The 14,934-nt window shown below is 64.8% G+C and carries 13 protein-coding genes; 6 read left to right on the top strand and 7 right to left on the bottom strand.

Going from position 1 to position 14,934, the window contains the following annotated elements:
• The first annotated feature begins 170 nt into the window (after positions 1 to 170).
• The 3 genes from PMI40_RS11140 to PMI40_RS11130 are packed head-to-tail and all read left to right on the top strand — an operon-like array spanning position 171 to position 3,349.
• The gene (locus PMI40_RS11140) at positions 171 to 710 is read left to right on the top strand and encodes a VOC family protein (protein WP_008115248.1); all 540 of its coding nucleotides are present in this window, start codon (positions 171 to 173) and stop codon (positions 708 to 710) included.
• A 2-nt stretch (positions 711 to 712) separates the two neighbouring features.
• Entirely contained in the window at positions 713 to 2,002 is a 1,290-nt protein-coding gene (locus tag PMI40_RS11135) for a ribulose-bisphosphate carboxylase large subunit family protein (protein ID WP_008115247.1), read from the top strand.
• A 6-nt stretch (positions 2,003 to 2,008) separates the two neighbouring features.
• Positions 2,009 to 3,349, top strand: a complete 1,341-nt coding sequence (locus PMI40_RS11130) for a four-carbon acid sugar kinase family protein (protein ID WP_008115245.1) — start codon at positions 2,009 to 2,011, stop codon at positions 3,347 to 3,349.
• A gap of 1 nt (position 3,350) precedes the next feature.
• Here the strand turns inward: PMI40_RS11130 and PMI40_RS11125 are convergent, their stop codons facing one another.
• Positions 3,351 to 4,994: an isovaleryl-CoA dehydrogenase gene (locus PMI40_RS11125; RefSeq protein ID WP_008115243.1), complete on the bottom strand. Its 1,644-nt coding sequence runs from the start codon at positions 4,992 to 4,994 to the stop codon at positions 3,351 to 3,353.
• Positions 4,995 to 5,212: 218 nt separating this feature from the next.
• Between PMI40_RS11125 and cysM the strand changes: the two genes are divergently transcribed.
• The gene (cysM, locus tag PMI40_RS11120; protein ID WP_008115241.1) at positions 5,213 to 6,115 is read left to right on the top strand and encodes a cysteine synthase CysM; all 903 of its coding nucleotides are present in this window, start codon (positions 5,213 to 5,215) and stop codon (positions 6,113 to 6,115) included.
• 83 nt (positions 6,116 to 6,198) lie between these two features.
• Here the strand turns inward: cysM and PMI40_RS11115 are convergent, their stop codons facing one another.
• Positions 6,199 to 6,546 carry a hypothetical protein gene (locus PMI40_RS11115; protein ID WP_008115239.1) on the bottom strand — a complete coding sequence of 116 codons (348 nt, stop codon included), beginning with the start codon at positions 6,544 to 6,546 and terminating at the stop codon, positions 6,199 to 6,201.
• 337 nt (positions 6,547 to 6,883) lie between these two features.
• Positions 6,884 to 7,486, bottom strand: coding sequence for a DUF1415 domain-containing protein (locus PMI40_RS11110; protein ID WP_008115236.1), 603 nt, complete (start codon positions 7,484 to 7,486; stop codon positions 6,884 to 6,886).
• A gap of 81 nt (positions 7,487 to 7,567) precedes the next feature.
• On the opposite strand from PMI40_RS11110, the gene PMI40_RS11105 reads away from it, so the two are divergent.
• Positions 7,568 to 8,110 (top strand): YaeQ family protein, encoded by a 543-nt coding sequence (locus PMI40_RS11105; protein WP_008115235.1) that lies wholly within the window; start codon positions 7,568 to 7,570, stop codon positions 8,108 to 8,110.
• A 63-nt stretch (positions 8,111 to 8,173) separates the two neighbouring features.
• Here the strand turns inward: PMI40_RS11105 and PMI40_RS11100 are convergent, their stop codons facing one another.
• From PMI40_RS11100 to mltB, 3 genes are read right to left on the bottom strand one after another with little or no spacing between them, the layout of a single operon-like run.
• Positions 8,174 to 9,364, bottom strand: coding sequence for a phosphotransferase enzyme family protein (locus tag PMI40_RS11100; protein ID WP_008115232.1), 1,191 nt, complete (start codon positions 9,362 to 9,364; stop codon positions 8,174 to 8,176).
• Between the two features lie 7 nt (positions 9,365 to 9,371).
• On the bottom strand, positions 9,372 to 11,519 hold the full coding sequence (locus tag PMI40_RS11095) for a TonB-dependent siderophore receptor (protein ID WP_008115230.1): 2,148 nt from the start codon (positions 11,517 to 11,519) through the stop codon (positions 9,372 to 9,374).
• 7 nt (positions 11,520 to 11,526) lie between these two features.
• Positions 11,527 to 12,750, bottom strand: coding sequence for a lytic murein transglycosylase B (gene mltB, locus PMI40_RS11090; protein ID WP_008115229.1), 1,224 nt, complete (start codon positions 12,748 to 12,750; stop codon positions 11,527 to 11,529).
• Positions 12,751 to 12,984: 234 nt separating this feature from the next.
• On the opposite strand from mltB, the gene PMI40_RS11085 reads away from it, so the two are divergent.
• Complete coding sequence (locus tag PMI40_RS11085; protein WP_008115227.1) at positions 12,985 to 13,926, top strand: histone deacetylase family protein; 942 nt, start codon at positions 12,985 to 12,987, stop codon at positions 13,924 to 13,926.
• On the opposite strand, the gene PMI40_RS11080 is transcribed toward PMI40_RS11085, so the two are convergent.
• Complete coding sequence (locus PMI40_RS11080; protein ID WP_008115224.1) at positions 13,923 to 14,798, bottom strand: LysR family transcriptional regulator; 876 nt, start codon at positions 14,796 to 14,798, stop codon at positions 13,923 to 13,925. The two genes, PMI40_RS11085 and PMI40_RS11080, sit on opposite strands and share 4 nt — an antisense overlap.
• Positions 14,799 to 14,934: the final 136 nt, after the last annotated feature.

The following is a 14,934-nucleotide window of genomic DNA, read 5'->3' as shown; positions in this document are numbered from 1 at the left end:
CCGCCTGCGCCATCGGCAAGGTGTCGCCCGACCGCGTCTTCAACCGCGTCTGGAGCTATCTGGCGGCACTGGTGGCGGCGCTGCTGGTGGTGGCCTTCGTCCCCTGGATTTCCATCGGCTTTCTGTGAGCCGTCAACGATACCTGAACTGAACAACCTAAAGGAACAGCAATGAGCCGCTTTCTCGGAGAGATCAAGCAACTGGGCTACGTGGTCGAGGACATCGAAGCCGCGATGAAATACTGGACCGAGGTCCTTGGCGTGGGCCCGTTCTATTACATGGAGCGCGTGCCGCTGAAGAACTATCGTTACAAGGGGCACGCCTATGAGCCGCATAACTCGGTGGCGCTGGCCAACTCCGGCAATGTGCAGGTGGAACTGATCCAGGCGCGCGGCGAGACGCCATCGATGTATCGCGACTTCATCGCCAACAGCCGCAGCGGCCTGCAACACGTGGCCTACTGGACCGAGCATTTCGAGCGCGACCTGCAATTGCTGCTGGACCGCGGCTGGAAGGTCGGCATGAGCGGCGAGGTAGGCGAGCGCGGCCGTTTCGTCTACTTCGAGACCGAATACCATCCGGGCACCGTGATCGAGTTGTCCGAGGTGGCCGGCCCCAAGGGCAAGGTGTTTCGCATCATCCGCGAATCGGCCGAGAACTGGGATGGCACGGATCCGGTGCGCGCCTTTCCTGACCTGAGCAAGCTGTGATCATGGGGCCCGCAGAATTGCCGGCCGACGGCAGCCGCTTCATTGCCGATTACCTGATCGAAACCCCGCTGGACCCGGCCCACGTGGCCGAGGTGATGGCCGGCGAGCAGTCGTGCGGCACCTTCGTGCGGGTCGAGGGCGAGACCGACCAGTTGCGCGAACGCGCCCGCGCGGTGGTGCTGGGCATCGAGCAGATCGGCCAGGTCGATGCACCCAGCCTGCTCAACGCCTGGCAGCAGCGCCAGAACATCGGCGGGCCGTATCGGCGGGCGCGCATCCGCATTTCGTTCCCGGTGGAAAACGTCGGGCCGAACCTGCCGACGCTGGCCGCGACGGTCGCCGGCAACCTGTTCGACCTGGGCGAGGTGACCGGCCTGCGGCTGCTGGAGCTGAAGTTGCCAGCGTCCTACCGGCGCCAGTTCGACCTGCCGCGCCAGGCCATCGCCGGCACCCGCAAGTTGACCGGCGTGCCGCAGGCACCGCTGCTGGGCACCATCATCAAGCCCAACGTGGGCCTGTCGGCCGATGAGACCGCAGGCCTGGTGGCACGACTGTGCGAGGCGGGCGTCGACTTCATCAAGGATGACGAAGTCTGCGCCAACCCCAGCCATGCGCCCTTGAAGCAGCGGGTGCAGGCGGTGATGCAGCGCGTGCGCGCCTACCAGGACAAGAGCGGGCGACGCGTCATGGTGGCCTTCAACATCACCGACGAACTCGACGCCATGCGCCGTCACGCCGAACTGGTGGAAAAGGAAGGCGGCAGTTGCGTGATGGTGGGACTGAACTGGTGCGGTTTCTCTGCGGTGCAGAGCCTGCGGCGCAGCACCTCGCTGGCGCTGCACGGCCATCGCAATGGCTTCGGCATGATGTCGCGCGAGCCACTGCTGGGCATGTCGTTTGCCGCCTACCAGGCCATGTGGCGCCTGGCCGGTGTCGACCATCTGCATGTGCACGGCTTGAATGGCAAATTCTCCGAGTTCAACGATGAGGTGGTCGACGCGGCCCGCGCGGTGTTGACCCCCATGGCCGATGACGACGCCGTGATGCCGGTGTTCTCCAACGGCCAGTGGGCCGGCACGGTACGTCCCACCTTCGACGCCATCAACAGCAGCGATGTGATCTTCCTGTCGGGCGGTGGTATCCTGGCGCACCCCGACGGCGCCGCTGCCGGCGTGGCCAGCCTGCGCCAGGCATGGGATGCGGCGCGCGCCGGCATCGCCCTGGAAGACTATGCCAAGCAAGCGCCGGAGCTGCAACGCGCCATCGCCTTCTATGGCAACAAGCTCAAGTGAGATGACGTGAGCACGTCATTTCTCGACGGCCGCCCGAAGCTGGCCTTCTACGGCGACGACTTCACCGGCGCCACCGACACCCTGGCCACTGCCACGCTGGCCGGGCTGCGCAGCCTGCTGTTCCTGCGGGTGCCGGATGCGGCCCAACGGCAGGCTGCCGGGCCGCTCGATTGCGTCGGCATTGCCGGCGCGGCGCGCTCGATGGACGCCGCCCAGATGCATGCCGAACTGATGCCGGTGGCGCGCTTCTTTGCCAGCCTGGACGTGCCGGTGACGCATTACAAGATCTGTTCGACTTTCGACAGCGCCCCCCATATCGGCAATATCGGCGCCGCCCTGCGCATCTGGCGCGAGACCATCGCCAATCCGTTCGTGCCGATGCTGGGTGGCCAGCCCAACCTGCGTCGCTTCTGCCTGTTCAGCCATCTGTTCGCGGCCGAGAAGGCCGGTGGCGAGGTGGTGCGCATCGACCGTCACCCGACCATGCGTTGCCATCCGGTCACGCCGATGAACGAATCCGACCTGCGCCAGCATCTGGCCCACCAGGGCCTGGCGGTCAAGGCGGTGCATTACCCGCAGTATCTCGACCCGGCCGCGCTCGAGGGCCAGGTCGACGCCCTGGGGCAAGCGCGTCCCGATGCGGTGCTGTTCGATGTCAGCAGCCAGGCCGACCTCGCCGTCATCGGTGGGCTGGTCTGGCGCCGTGCGCAGCAGCAGCGCTTGCTTGCCATCGGCGCCAGCAGCGTGGTGCAGGCGCTGGCGGCCGGATGGCAGGCATGCGGCTGGCTGGACGCCCCTCGCCCCGGCGACGCGGCGCGCATTGCGCCGGCAAGGGGGCCGGTACTGGTGCTGGCCGGAAGCCTGTCGCCGATCACGGCGCTGCAGATCGGTGCGGCGCGGTCCTATGACAAGATCCTGCTCGACGCCCAGCGTCTCATCGACCGCGACGCCTCCTACCTGGAGGCCACTGTCGCCCGCATTGCCGATGGGCTGCGCCAGGGCCGCGACATGCTGGCCTGCACGGCGGCGCATCAGGGCCAACGCCAATTGTTATCCACCGGTTCCGCATCGCAGCAGCTGGCGCATGCCTGCGGCGAACTGTTGCGCCGGCTGTTGCAGGCGGTGCCGTTGACGCGCGTAGGGGTGGCGGGAGGCGATACCTCCAGCCATGCATTGAAGGCGCTCGATATCTGGGGGCTGTCCTATCTCGGCAACCTGTCGGCCGGCGTGGCGCTGTGTCGCGCGCATGCCGACCTGCCGCAGCTCGATGGGGTGGAGTTGATGCTCAAAGGGGGCCAGATGGGGGACAGCGACCTGTTCGAACTGCTGCGCAACGGTACCGGTTGAGCTAGCCCGGCCAGGCACGTTGCAGGATGGCATCCAGCCGCACGGCATCGGTATCGCCCAGCGTGCCGTAGACCCGCCCGTCACCGGCCTGGTCGCGACTGGCCAGGAAGGCATCGCTGCTGGCGGCAGGCGCGTGCTGCAACATCAGCATGCCCTGCAAGGCCAGTACCAGTTCCTGCACCAGGCGTCGCGCCAAGGATTCGCGCTCGGTGGCGGGCATCGCCAGCAAGCGCTTCAATGCGCTCAACCGGGCATCGAGCAGCGGGTGGCCGGCGGCGGCCTGCTGCAGCTGCTGCAACAGCAGGATGAACCCCTGCGCCTCGCGCTCGATGGCGCGCAGCACATCCAGGCACATCACATTGCCCGAACCTTCCCAGATCGAATTGACCGGCGCCTCGCGATACAGGCGTGCCATGGGGCCGGTCTCGACGTAGCCGTTGCCACCCCAGACTTCCATGCATTCGCCGGTGAATTGCAGCGCGCGCTTGCAGATCCAGAACTTGGCCGCCGGTGTGACGATGCGCTTCCAGGCGCGCTCCAGCGGATCGTCCGGCGCATCGAAGGCATGCGCCAGGCGCAGCATCAGCTGGGTGGCGGCTTCGCTCTCCAGCGCCAGGTCGGCCAATACGTTGCGCATCAAGCCATGTTCTGCCAGGTGACGGCCGAACGCGCTGCGATGGCGCGCATGGTGGATCGCCTGCACCAGCGCCTGGCGCATCAGCGCGGCGCTGCCGATGACGCAATCGAGCCGGGTATGGTTGGCCATCTCGATGATGGTGGCGATGCCGCGTCCTTCCTCGCCCACCATCAACGCCCAGGCTTCGTCGAACTCGACCTCGGCACTGGCGTTGGAGCAGTTGCCCAGCTTGTCCTTGAGGCGCTGGATGTGAATCGGGTTCTTGCCGCCGTCGGGCAACCAGCGCGGCACGAAGAAGCAGGACAGTCCCTGTTCGCTGCGCGCCAGCATCAGGTGGGCGTCGCACATCGGCGCCGAGAAGAACCATTTGTGTCCCGACAGCAGGTACGCCGCACCCCGCCCGGGGGCCGCCACCGCCACCGCGGTACTGGTATTGCTGCGCACATCCGAGCCGCCCTGTTTCTCGGTCATGCCCATGCCGATCAGCGCCGAGCGCTTGTGGTGCAACGGCAGGTCGCGGCTATCGTGCTCGCGCGAGAACAGCCGGCCCTGCAATTGGGCGAACAGTTCCGGTTCCTGGCGCAGCACCGGAATGGCGGCGAAGGTCATGGTGGTCGGGCACAACGAGCCCGCTTCGACCTGGCCGTGCAGGTAATAGCCGGCCGCGCGGGCGACGTGGGCGCCGGTGCCAGGCTGCATCCAGGGCAACGCGTGCAGCGCGGGGCGTCGCAGCAGCTCCAGCAGCGCGTGCCAGGCCGAATGGAATTGCACGGTGTCGATCCGGTGCCCGCTGCGGTCGTGGCTGTGCAGCTCGGGCCGATGACGATTGGCCAGCTCGGCCAGTTGCTGCACCTCGCTGCTGGCCAGCTCCGCACCCTGCGCCTGCAGCATGGCGGCATGCCAGGCGGCGCCGTGGTTACGCACGCCTTCCTGCAAGGCCAGGTCGGTAGTGTAGAGGTTGATGTTCTCCAGGGGCGCGACCTGGTTGCTGACGTCATGGGTTTGCATGCTGGTCTCCTCAGTGGCGTGGTCGTCGGGAGTGCCTCGCCATCGGCAGCCGCGGCTGCTGTGGTCTAGTGTAGGTCAATTCGTTTAAATGAATTGGCTATATCCTTATAAGCATCTTGTTGGGTTTGGCTGCCAGCACATGCTATTGAGTCATATTAAAATGCCTGTTTCGACCATCGAGCGATCTGTACAGCATCGCGCAAGGGAACCCAGGCCAAATGTCTTATCCGACTATCGAATCGACCATCGGCAATACCCCGCTGATCCAGCTGCCGCGTATCGGCGGTGAAGAAGCCAAGCGCCGCAACAACATCATCCTGGGCAAGCTGGAAGGCAATAACCCGGCCGGATCGGTCAAGGACCGCGCGGCCTACTCGATGATCACCCGCGCCGAGGCGCGCGGCCAGATCAAGCCCGGCGATACCCTCATCGAAGCCACCAGCGGCAATACCGGCATTGCGCTGGCGATGGTGGCGGCGATGCGCGGTTACAAGATGGTGCTGCTGATGCCGGAGAACCTGTCCGAGGAGCGTCGCCAGAGCATGGCCGCCTATGGCGCCAGGATCGTCCTCACACCCAAGAGTGGCGGCATGGAATATGCGCGTGACCTGGCCGAGCAGATGCAGAAGGAAGGGCAGGGGCTGATCCTGGACCAGTTCGCCAACCCGGATAATCCGCTGGCGCATTACGAGACCACCGGCCCCGAGATCTGGCGCGACACCAAGGGCAGCGTGACCCACTTCGTCAGCGCCATGGGGACCACCGGCACCATCATGGGCGTGGCCCAGTACCTCAAGCAGCAGAACCCGGCAGTGCAGATCGTCGGCGCCCAGCCTGAAGATGGCTCATCCATTCCCGGCATCCGCAAATGGCCCGAGGCCTACCTGCCCAAGATCTTCGACCGCTCGCGGGTCGATTTGACCGAATCGGTGAGCCAGGCCGATGCCGAGAACATGGCCCGCAAGCTGGCCGTGACCGAAGGCCTGTTCTGCGGCATTTCCGCCGCCGGCGCCTGCGAGGTGGCAGTGCGCCTGGCCCACCAGGTGGAGAACGCCACCATCGTCTTCATCGTCTGCGACCGGGGCGACCGTTATCTCTCGACCGGCGTGTTCCCGGCATAAACGAACAAGCCGTGCCTGCATTGCTGCCGGCACGGCCTGATATCGGAAAACGACAAGCAAACGGAGCCTTCAGGCTCCGTTGTTCATTCTGGGCTACCGCTGGTGGGCGCTACGGCCGGTTGACCCGGCTTGGGCTTGAACTGCTTGTCGCTGATGCGGAACTTCTCGCGACGGTCACCCATGAGCTCACGCAATTCACGAATCGACAGTCCACTGACCTCATGCATGCGGATGAGCAGCGAGGCGCCCACCGGCAAGCGGCGATGGCGGATCTTGCTGATGACCGGAGGGGCGACCTCGAGGGCGCGCGAGAGTGCGGCATCGTTCTTCAGATGCAACTTCTCGATCAACGCGTCCAACAGATGGTTGGGGTCGTAATTGACGTTGTCGACAAACGAATTGGTTTCAGCAGTATCTGTAGTTGTAGTCATGATCGGGACGTTCCATTATGCAGATGTTTGTCAAGGCTCGAGGCCTAAGCATTAATTGTTGGTAAAACTGCAAAACGCGACTAACTCTATCCGAGACTGCGGCTTTCAGGGTCCGTTTTCTACAAGATATCGACTAGTCCTATCAAAGAACGACTTCAAAAAGTGGTATCGGGTTCTCTGACCTGTGAAGTTAAATTCTAATAGTCACGCAGCAATTCTATGTCTATGTAGAAATAATTGCACATTATTCATGTGGTCAGAAAAAACTATTCCACAATAGTTGCAGAAACCCATCTCGAATTTGTAACAGATATTAACAGGATTTTTTCGAGATTTGCTAGGGTTGTTCGTTTGTCACGACAAATGGCAGCATATTCCAGCCAGATAGCCCCAACTGCCGCAGGGTCGCCATATTCCTCTCGAAGATGGCACTGGCCTCGGGGTAGGCCGCTACCGCGCGGTCGATGCTGCTTTCTCGCAACAGATGAAGCACGGGAAAAGGCGAGCGGTTGCTGAAATTCTCGATATCGTCGGGTTCGGTGTCGGCAAATTGATACATCGGATGAAAACTAGCGATTTGCAAAACGCCTTCGAGACCGGCTCTTTCGAGGATGCGGTCGGCCCATTCAAGAAAATCGTTGTATTCGTCGAATTGCGCCAATGCGAGTGGCACGATCAGTAAGGTGGTGTCGATGTTAGCGGCGTCGCTTTGTGCCAACAGTGCCAACTCTTCGTCGAGATGCTCGCCGAGGGTGTTCCAGTCGGTGGCGCGGGTGACCCGGTAGCGGATCTGCTGCTTGACGTGGACGGCCTTGGCGAACGGGCACAGGTTCAGTCCGATGACAGCCTGTTCCAGCCAGGCGTGGGTGAGTGCCACGATCTGGTCGTCGCTGCGGGTGTCGGCGTGATTTAGCATGCGATATTGTCGCATGCGGGCCATGGCCGGGAGCTCCCGGATCGGCTATGCTTGCCAACCTTTGGCTGCGCCAGCCTGGCGCACCGCATACCGACAGATTCCTTCATGGCGCTCAAATCCACCATCTACAAAGCCGAACTCCAGATTTCCGACATGGACCGGCACTATTACCAGTCGCATCCGCTGACGATCGCCCGGCATCCATCCGAAACCGATGAACGCATGATGATCCGGGTGCTGGCCTTTGCGCTCAACGCCGGCGAAACCCTGGGTTTCGGCAAGGGATTGTCGGATACCGATGAGCCGGACCTGTGGCAGAAGGACCTGACCGGCGCGATCGATCTGTGGATCGAGGTCGGCCAGCCCGACGACCGTGCCATCCTCAAGGCCTGCGGACGTTCGGACAAGGTCATCGTCTATAGCTATAGCAGCGTCTCCGGCATCTGGTGGAACCAGACCGGCAGCCGTGTCGAGCGCGCCAAGAACCTCAAGGTCGTCAATATCGATGCCGACGCCAGCCAGGCCCTGGCGGCGCTGGCCCAGCGCAGCATGCAACTGCAGTGCACGATCCAGGACGGGCAGGTCTGGCTGGGCGCCAACGAGAACATGGTGTTGATCGAGCCGCAGGTGATCAAGGACTTTGCCTGAGTCCGGCGCCGGCGTTTTTTGCGGTGGCGCGTGCCGCCGCAGCCCGTGCCGCCCTTGCCGGGCTTAGAGCGGCTGTGCCACTGCGGTCTGGTCCAGCCGCAGCGCGCGCGCTTCCAGGTGCGCCAGCAGGCGCTGGCCCTCGTGGCCATTGAACCAGGCCGCGTGTCCCAGGAAATAGGTATCGTAGGCCAGTGCCGCGTTCTGCGGCGACTGCGTCACCCCATGGAAGTAGTCCAGCTCGGCCAGTGCGAATTCGGCGTGTACCAGCGGCAGCAACGCCGCCAGCGTGCGTACCTGGCGCGCGCCCAGCGGCAGCAGGGTATCGTATCCGTCGAGCAGGGCGTCGAGCAGGTCCAGGTGCACCAGCTGATCCGGGCGGTGCGGTATCGCCAGCCATTCGACGATGTTGCGTTCGATCGCCGTGGCGACGTCGTGCAGCGCGCTGGTGCGGTCGCACAGGCCGAAATCGAGCACCGTCTGCGCCCGCGCGGTGGCGCTGGAGTCGCTCCATAACAGGTTCGACGCATGCCAGTCGTTATGCGTCCATAGCGGCGTCATCTCATCCAGGTAGGGCTTCAGGCGCGCATGAAACGGCAGCAGGTGTTGCGCCACCTCGCCGCGCCAGGGGCGCTCCTGCAGGTAGTCGGCAATCGCGGGACGCTGCTCGATATAGTGCTGCAGCGGCCGTACCGGGTCGTGCTGCGAAAAGATGGTGAAGCTGGAAATGAGCGGACGCGCAGTGCGAGCGGGCGCATCGTAGCCGCGGGCTGCCTGGTGCAGGCGTGCCAGCATGCGGCCCGCCGAATGCGCATGGGCGGTGCTGGAGAAGGGCGTCCACGACAATGCGTCGCGGTACAGGTCGACCCCGGGCGCCAGCCAGAACACTTCATAGGTCCAGTGCTCGTCGCTCAATGCAGTGGCGCCCTCGGTGGTCTGCAAGGCGGTGCTGACCGGCAATCCGTTGGCATGCAGGTGCGCCACGAAACGGTGTTCTTCGGCCAGTGCCGCCACGTCGCGCACGCGTACGTGATGGCGCTTGACGAAGATCTCGCCGGCGTCGGTATGCATCACGCAGGCGGCCGAGAACGGCCGCGGGCTATGCCATTCCAGCCGCAGCGGCTTGCCCGCCTGCGGGTAGTGCTGCAGCACGCGTGCCACCTCGGCGGAGGTCAGCGCTGGCCAGTCCGAGATCACCGTGTCGGCATTCATGCCGTGACTGATGACCCGGGTGAGATGATGGGATGCCGCTTCCATGGCCGGCTCAGAAGTCGTATTGCAACGACAGGCGTGCCGTGCGCGTGGCACCCAGGTGCACATAGCTGTCACCCAGGTATTGCCCGGCGTCCTTCCAGTAGCGCCTGTCGAACAGGTTGTCGATATTGAAGCGCAGCGTGGCCGCATGGCCGCCAAGGCGCAGCTGGTAGCGCGCGCCGGCGTTGAACAGGTGCACGGCCGGCAGTTGCACGCTGCCATCCCGGGTGACCGGCTTGCTGCTGCTGTAGAGCCAGCTGCCCGTCACGTTGAGGCCGTCCACGCCTGCGACCGCGTAGTCGGCATAGACCGACGTGCGCAGGCGCGGTACGTTCACGGCCTGCTGGTCGTCGTAGGCGGCCGTACCGGTGCCGCTGGCGCGGGCACGGGTAAGGGCGGCAGTGGCGCCCACCAGCAGGCGCGGGCTCAACTTGCCGTCGGCGCCCAGTTCGATGCCGGTATTGGTCTGGCGGCCTTGCTGCACGTAGTCATAGCCGCCGGCGCCGTCCGGTTGCTGGTACTCATAGGCACGACGGATACGGAACAGGGCCGCCGTCAGCGACAGTGCGGATGTGGCGTCGACCTTGACGCCGGCTTCCAGCTGGCGCGCCACCGATGGCGGCAGCGTGACGCCGAAGTTGTTGGTCCAGAACGGGGCGGTGGTGCCCAGCGTGAGCGTCTCGGCATAGCTGCCGTAGATCGACATGTTGTCGATGGGCTTGAAGATCAGTGCCAGTTGCGGCAGGAACACATTGCGGTGCGTGAAGCGCGAAGCGGTACCGCCGCTGGAATAGGCCTGTTCATCCATCCACACCTGGCGTCCACCCAGCAGCGCCTGCCATTGCCGCGAGAAGTGCACGCGGTCGCTGGCGAAGACGGCCTTCTGCCGATTGTCCAGGTTGCGATAGGCAGGGCCGGAGACCAGGGGCGATGCCGGCAGGGGCGGTGTGCCATCGATATTGCCGCTGCCGACCAGGTCGTTGACGCCGTCGGGCTTGTCGATGACGCGGCGGGTCAGCGCCAGGCCCATCGTCAGCTCGTGCTGCAGCGCGCCGGTGGCGAACTTGCCGATGACGGCCGCCTGTGCGTCGTCGTTGCGGCGTTCGTCGTTGGGAACCCGATAGTCGTAGACATCGAAGTCGCCGTTGGCGGCGAACGAGGTCGAGGCAAAGGTGCCGCTGCCATACGGAAAGGCCGAGTTGTCATCGATCACCGCCCGGCTGCGGCCGGCCTGGACATAGGCACGCCAGTCAGTGCCCAGTTCGGTGTCCAGGCGCAGGTTGGTGTTGAGCGACGAATCGCGCACCGGTTGCGCCCAGGACTGGGGCGTAAGCATGTTCTTCGGCGACACGCCGCTAGGCAGCGTGGTGCCACCCAGCAGTTGATAGCCGGCCACCGAACGTTGCGACTTCTGCTGGTATTCGGCGTTGACCTGCAGCAGTGTTCTGGCGCCGATGGCCCAGGTGCCGGCCAGCGAGGCGAAGTCGCGCCAGCCATCGGCGCCGTTGACATACGAATGGATATCCTCGTGGGCAGCGTTGATGCGCAGCCCGAACTGCTTGTGCTGGCCGAACAGCGTACCGAGATCGGTGGCCAGGTAGCGCGAGCCGTTGGAGTCGGTGCCCAGCGTGATCGAACGCACCTCGGCCGGGCGCTTGGTGACATAGTTGACCAGCCCACCGGCGGCCACCACGCCGGCCTGCAGGCCGGCTACCCCCTTGAGAAACTCGACCCGTTCCTTGTTTTCCAGCGCGATGGACTGTTCGCCCGCGGCCGACAGTCCATCGATGCGATAGGCGCTGCCCGGGTCGAGCGTGATGCCGCGGATGCTGAAGTTCTCGTAGTAGCCGACCGGGGCGTAGTTCTCGCCGATGGCGGCATCGTTCTTGACCACATCCGAGAGCAATCGCGATTGCTGGTCGCTGATGCGCGCCGCGCCCACCACCGATACCGACGCCGGGGTATCGAGCAGCGCTGCATCGTCGAAGCCGGCCACCGACGCCGAACGGGCGCGGCTGGCGCCCGCCGCGGTAACGTTGACGGTGGGCAGGCTGTCTCGGTTTTCGCCATCTTCGCGTTGGTCGGCGGCACGGGCGCCAAAGGAAGTGCCGACCAGCGTCAGCATCAACGTCGAGGCCAAGGGAGCAATGCGTTTCATCGTTGCGTCAGGGAGTGGATTTATTCGGTTGCAGCACATCGTTGGGTGCGCTGTCCCGGGGCGCCGCCGGGCGGTTGCGGGCGGCCGCCACGGCGCGGCCCAGTTCGGCCACCGACATCGCATAGAAGTAGCTGCGATTGTAATGGGTGATGGCAAAGAAATTGGCGGTGCCCAGCCAGTATTCGGTGGCCGCGTTGCCGTTTTGCAGGTCGATCAGGCCGAAACGCAGGTTGGCCGGCGCCGCTGCGGCGCTTACCCCTGCAGCCTGCAACTGGTCGACGGTGTACTTGGCTTCCAGCCCCTGGTTGAGCAAGCCTTCCCACTGCCGGTTGTCGCTGGCGACCTGGGCCGGGAAGGCCACCGGTTCACCGCGCTGCCAGCCGTGCACGGCCAGGTAATGGGCCACGCTGCCGATGGCGTCGACCGGCGAATTGCGCAGGTCGATCTTGCCGTCGCCGTCGAAGTCCACCGCATACTCGCGGATGCTGCCCGGCATGAACTGGGGCCAGCCGATGGCGCCGGCATAGGAGCCGCGCAGGCTGAAGGGATCGATGTTCGATTCGCGCGCCAGCAGCAGCGTGTTTTCGAGTTCACCCCGGAAGAACGCCATGCGCGCCTCGCGGGTGGGGGTGTTGGGATAGTCGAAGGCCAGCGTGGTGATGGCGTCCATGACGCGGAAGTTGCCGGTGTTGCGGCCATAGACGGTTTCGACGCCGATGATGCCGACGATGATTTCCATCGGCACGCCGTATTGGGCTTCGGCGCGCGCCAGTGCCACGCCGTAGGTATCCCAGAATTCGACGCCGGCGCGGATGCGGGTGGCGTCGATGAAGCGGGCGCGATAGGCGGCCCAGTTCTTGGGCTTGTTGCCGGGCGCAGGCTTGATCAGCTTGATGGCGGTGTCGAGATAACGGGTCTGGGCAAACACGCCATTGAGCGCATTGCGGTCGAAGCCATTGCGTTCGACCATCTCGTCGATGAAGCGCGCCACTTCCTTCCAGTCGTTGAAATTGACGAACTCGCCCGGTTCGGCGGCAACCGCTTTGCCGGTCGCCGTCTTCTTGACCGCCTTTGCGTTCTTGGCAGGCGCCTTCTTGACCGTCCTGGCAGCGCCCTTGGCGTTGCCGGTCGAGGCATCCGGCTGGGCCTGCGCGATGGGCGCGGCGCACAACGCGCAGGACATCAAGGTGGACGACAGGAAGCGCAGGCGACGAGACAGGGTGATCGGCATGAGGCGGCAGTCAGAACGGAGGGCGAGACAAGCTGGCCAGTATACCGCATAGTCCGGGTTGCCCCTTGCTGGTGCATCAAACGGCCGGCGCGGGTGTGCTCGCCAGGATGTACACTAAGTAAGTTATAAAACCTGGATGTCCGGCGCTTGCAGCGCTGGCCCAACGAGACGATTTTGCCGGCAGCGTACCCTCGGTACGGTTGCCGGCCTATAACAAGAAGCACAAGAAGCAATATGACCACTGCCTTCTACACGCACGCCGATTGCCAGCGCCATGAAATGGGCGATTGGCATCCCGAGACGCCGATCCGCCTGCAGGCGATCGAAGACCAGCTCATCGCCAGCCGCATCGACCAGTTCCTCGAGCGCCGCGACGCGCCCCTGGCCGACCCGGCCGACTTGCGCCGTATCCATAGCCAGGCCGCCATCGACAGCGTGCGCCAACACAGTGCAGACCTGGCCCGGTCCGGCCAGGCGTACCACGCCGTGGACCACGACACCATGCTCAATCGCCACAGCTGGCAAGCCGCGCTACGGGCGGCCGGCGCCGCCGTGGCCGCCACCGACGCGGTGCTGGCGGGCGAGCTGGACAATGCGTTCTGCTCGGTGCGCCCGCCCGGCCATCATGCCACCCCCGAGCGCGCCATGGGTTTTTGCCTGTTCAACAACGTCGCCATCGCCGCGCGCCATGCGCTGGACGTGCATGGCTTGCAGCGGGTGGCGGTGGTCGATTTCGACGTGCATCACGGCAACGGCACCGAAGATGCCTTCGCCCATGACCCGCGGGTACTGATGGTGAGCTTCTTCCAGCATCCGTTCTTTCCGTTCTCGGGTGCCGATCCGGCCGAGCCGCATATCCTCAATTCGCCGCTGCCGGCCTATACCGATGGCCAGGCGGTGCGCCAGCTGGTGAGCGAGAAATGGCTGCCGGCGCTGCATGTGCACCGGCCGCAGATGATCTTCATCTCGGCCGGCTTCGATGCCCATCGCGAAGACGACATGGGGCAGATGGGCCTGGTCGAGGCCGACTATGCGTGGATGACGCGCCAGATCATGCAGGTCGCGGCCGAACATGCGCAGGGCCGCATCGTCAGTTGCCTCGAAGGAGGCTACAACCTGTCGGCCCTGGGGCGCAGCGTGGTGGCGCACCTGAAGGTACTGGCCGAGCTCGACTAGGCGGGGGGTACCGCGTCGTATTCGGCCACGATCGCGTCGGCCACGGCCCGTACCCGCGCGGTGCGGTTGAGGTCGCCGTGCAGCACCAGCCACATGTCGTATGGTGTGCTGCGCTCGGGCCAGATGCGCACCAGGCCTGGCATGGCATCGGCCATGTGGGTGGGGATCTCGCCGATGCCCATGCCGGCGGCCACGCATTCGGCCAGCATCACCCCCGAACTCACCTCGACGGCAACGCTGGCATTGGCATGCGCTTCACCGCACAGCGCCTCCTGCTGGCGGGTCGGGATTTCCTTCTGGTAGATCACCACATCGTGGCCCTTGAGCGCGGTGCCGGGTTCGGGTTGGCCGCGCGCCTGCAGGTAGGCGCGCGAAGCGTACAGCCCGGTGTAGAGCCGCTTGAGGTGGCGCGCGATCAGGTCGGGGCTGTCGGGGCGCACGGTGCGCACGGCCAGGTCGGCCTCGCGCCGGGTCAGGTTGCTGATGTGGTTGGAGGTGGTCAGCAGCACCCGGATGCCCGGGTGTCGCTGGCGCATCTTGTGCAGCGCCGGCACCAGGAAGTGGCGTGCCGACGTGTCGGTGGCCGCCACCCGCACCACGCCGCACAGGCGCTCATCGATGCCCTGCATCTGGCGCAGCATCTGCTCGGCACCCTGTTCCATGCGCTCGGCGGCCGCTGCCGCCAGTTCCCCGGCGGGGGTAGGCACATAGCCGGCAGGAGTGCGCAGGAACAGTCGCGCGCCGAGTGACTTTTCCATGGCCGCCAGGCGCCGGCCGACGGTGGCCTGGTCGATCTCCAGCTGTTCGGCGGCGCCCCGCAGCGTGCCCGCCCGCACCAGCGCCAGGAACACGCGCGCATTGTCCCAATCCATGGTTGCTCCCCTTGCTCATCGTCGCTGCATGCAAATTTGCATCAGGGTGCCGATCTTATACCTCTTTATTGCATGTCGACAGCGTCCTAGAATGCAAGCCTTATCCCTGGCGCGGACTTGCCGGCGCCTTCCATTG

Origin of the sequence: Herbaspirillum sp. YR522 (genome assembly GCF_000282575.1) — a bacterium.
Classification (GTDB): domain Bacteria; phylum Pseudomonadota; class Gammaproteobacteria; order Burkholderiales; family Burkholderiaceae_D; genus Herbaspirillum.
Note: the sequence above shows the minus strand (reverse complement) of the source record. Positions and strands in the feature narration are given on the sequence as shown.

Coding starts and splice junctions, on each gene's coding strand:
- PMI40_RS11140 (WP_008115248.1), top strand. CDS start 171: ATGAGCCGCTTTCTCGGAGAGATCAAGCAACTGGGCTACGTGGTCGAG.
- PMI40_RS11135 (WP_008115247.1), top strand. CDS start 713: ATGGGGCCCGCAGAATTGCCGGCCGACGGCAGCCGCTTCATTGCCGAT.
- PMI40_RS11125 (WP_008115243.1), bottom strand. CDS start 4,994: ATGCAAACCCATGACGTCAGCAACCAGGTCGCGCCCCTGGAGAACATC.
- cysM (WP_008115241.1), top strand. CDS start 5,213: ATGTCTTATCCGACTATCGAATCGACCATCGGCAATACCCCGCTGATC.
- PMI40_RS11115 (WP_008115239.1), bottom strand. CDS start 6,546: ATGACTACAACTACAGATACTGCTGAAACCAATTCGTTTGTCGACAAC.
- PMI40_RS11110 (WP_008115236.1), bottom strand. CDS start 7,486: ATGGCCCGCATGCGACAATATCGCATGCTAAATCACGCCGACACCCGC.
- PMI40_RS11105 (WP_008115235.1), top strand. CDS start 7,568: ATGGCGCTCAAATCCACCATCTACAAAGCCGAACTCCAGATTTCCGAC.
- PMI40_RS11100 (WP_008115232.1), bottom strand. CDS start 9,364: ATGGAAGCGGCATCCCATCATCTCACCCGGGTCATCAGTCACGGCATG.
- PMI40_RS11095 (WP_008115230.1), bottom strand. CDS start 11,519: ATGAAACGCATTGCTCCCTTGGCCTCGACGTTGATGCTGACGCTGGTC.
- mltB (WP_008115229.1), bottom strand. CDS start 12,750: ATGCCGATCACCCTGTCTCGTCGCCTGCGCTTCCTGTCGTCCACCTTG.
- PMI40_RS11085 (WP_008115227.1), top strand. CDS start 12,985: ATGACCACTGCCTTCTACACGCACGCCGATTGCCAGCGCCATGAAATG.
- PMI40_RS11080 (WP_008115224.1), bottom strand. CDS start 14,798: ATGGATTGGGACAATGCGCGCGTGTTCCTGGCGCTGGTGCGGGCGGGC.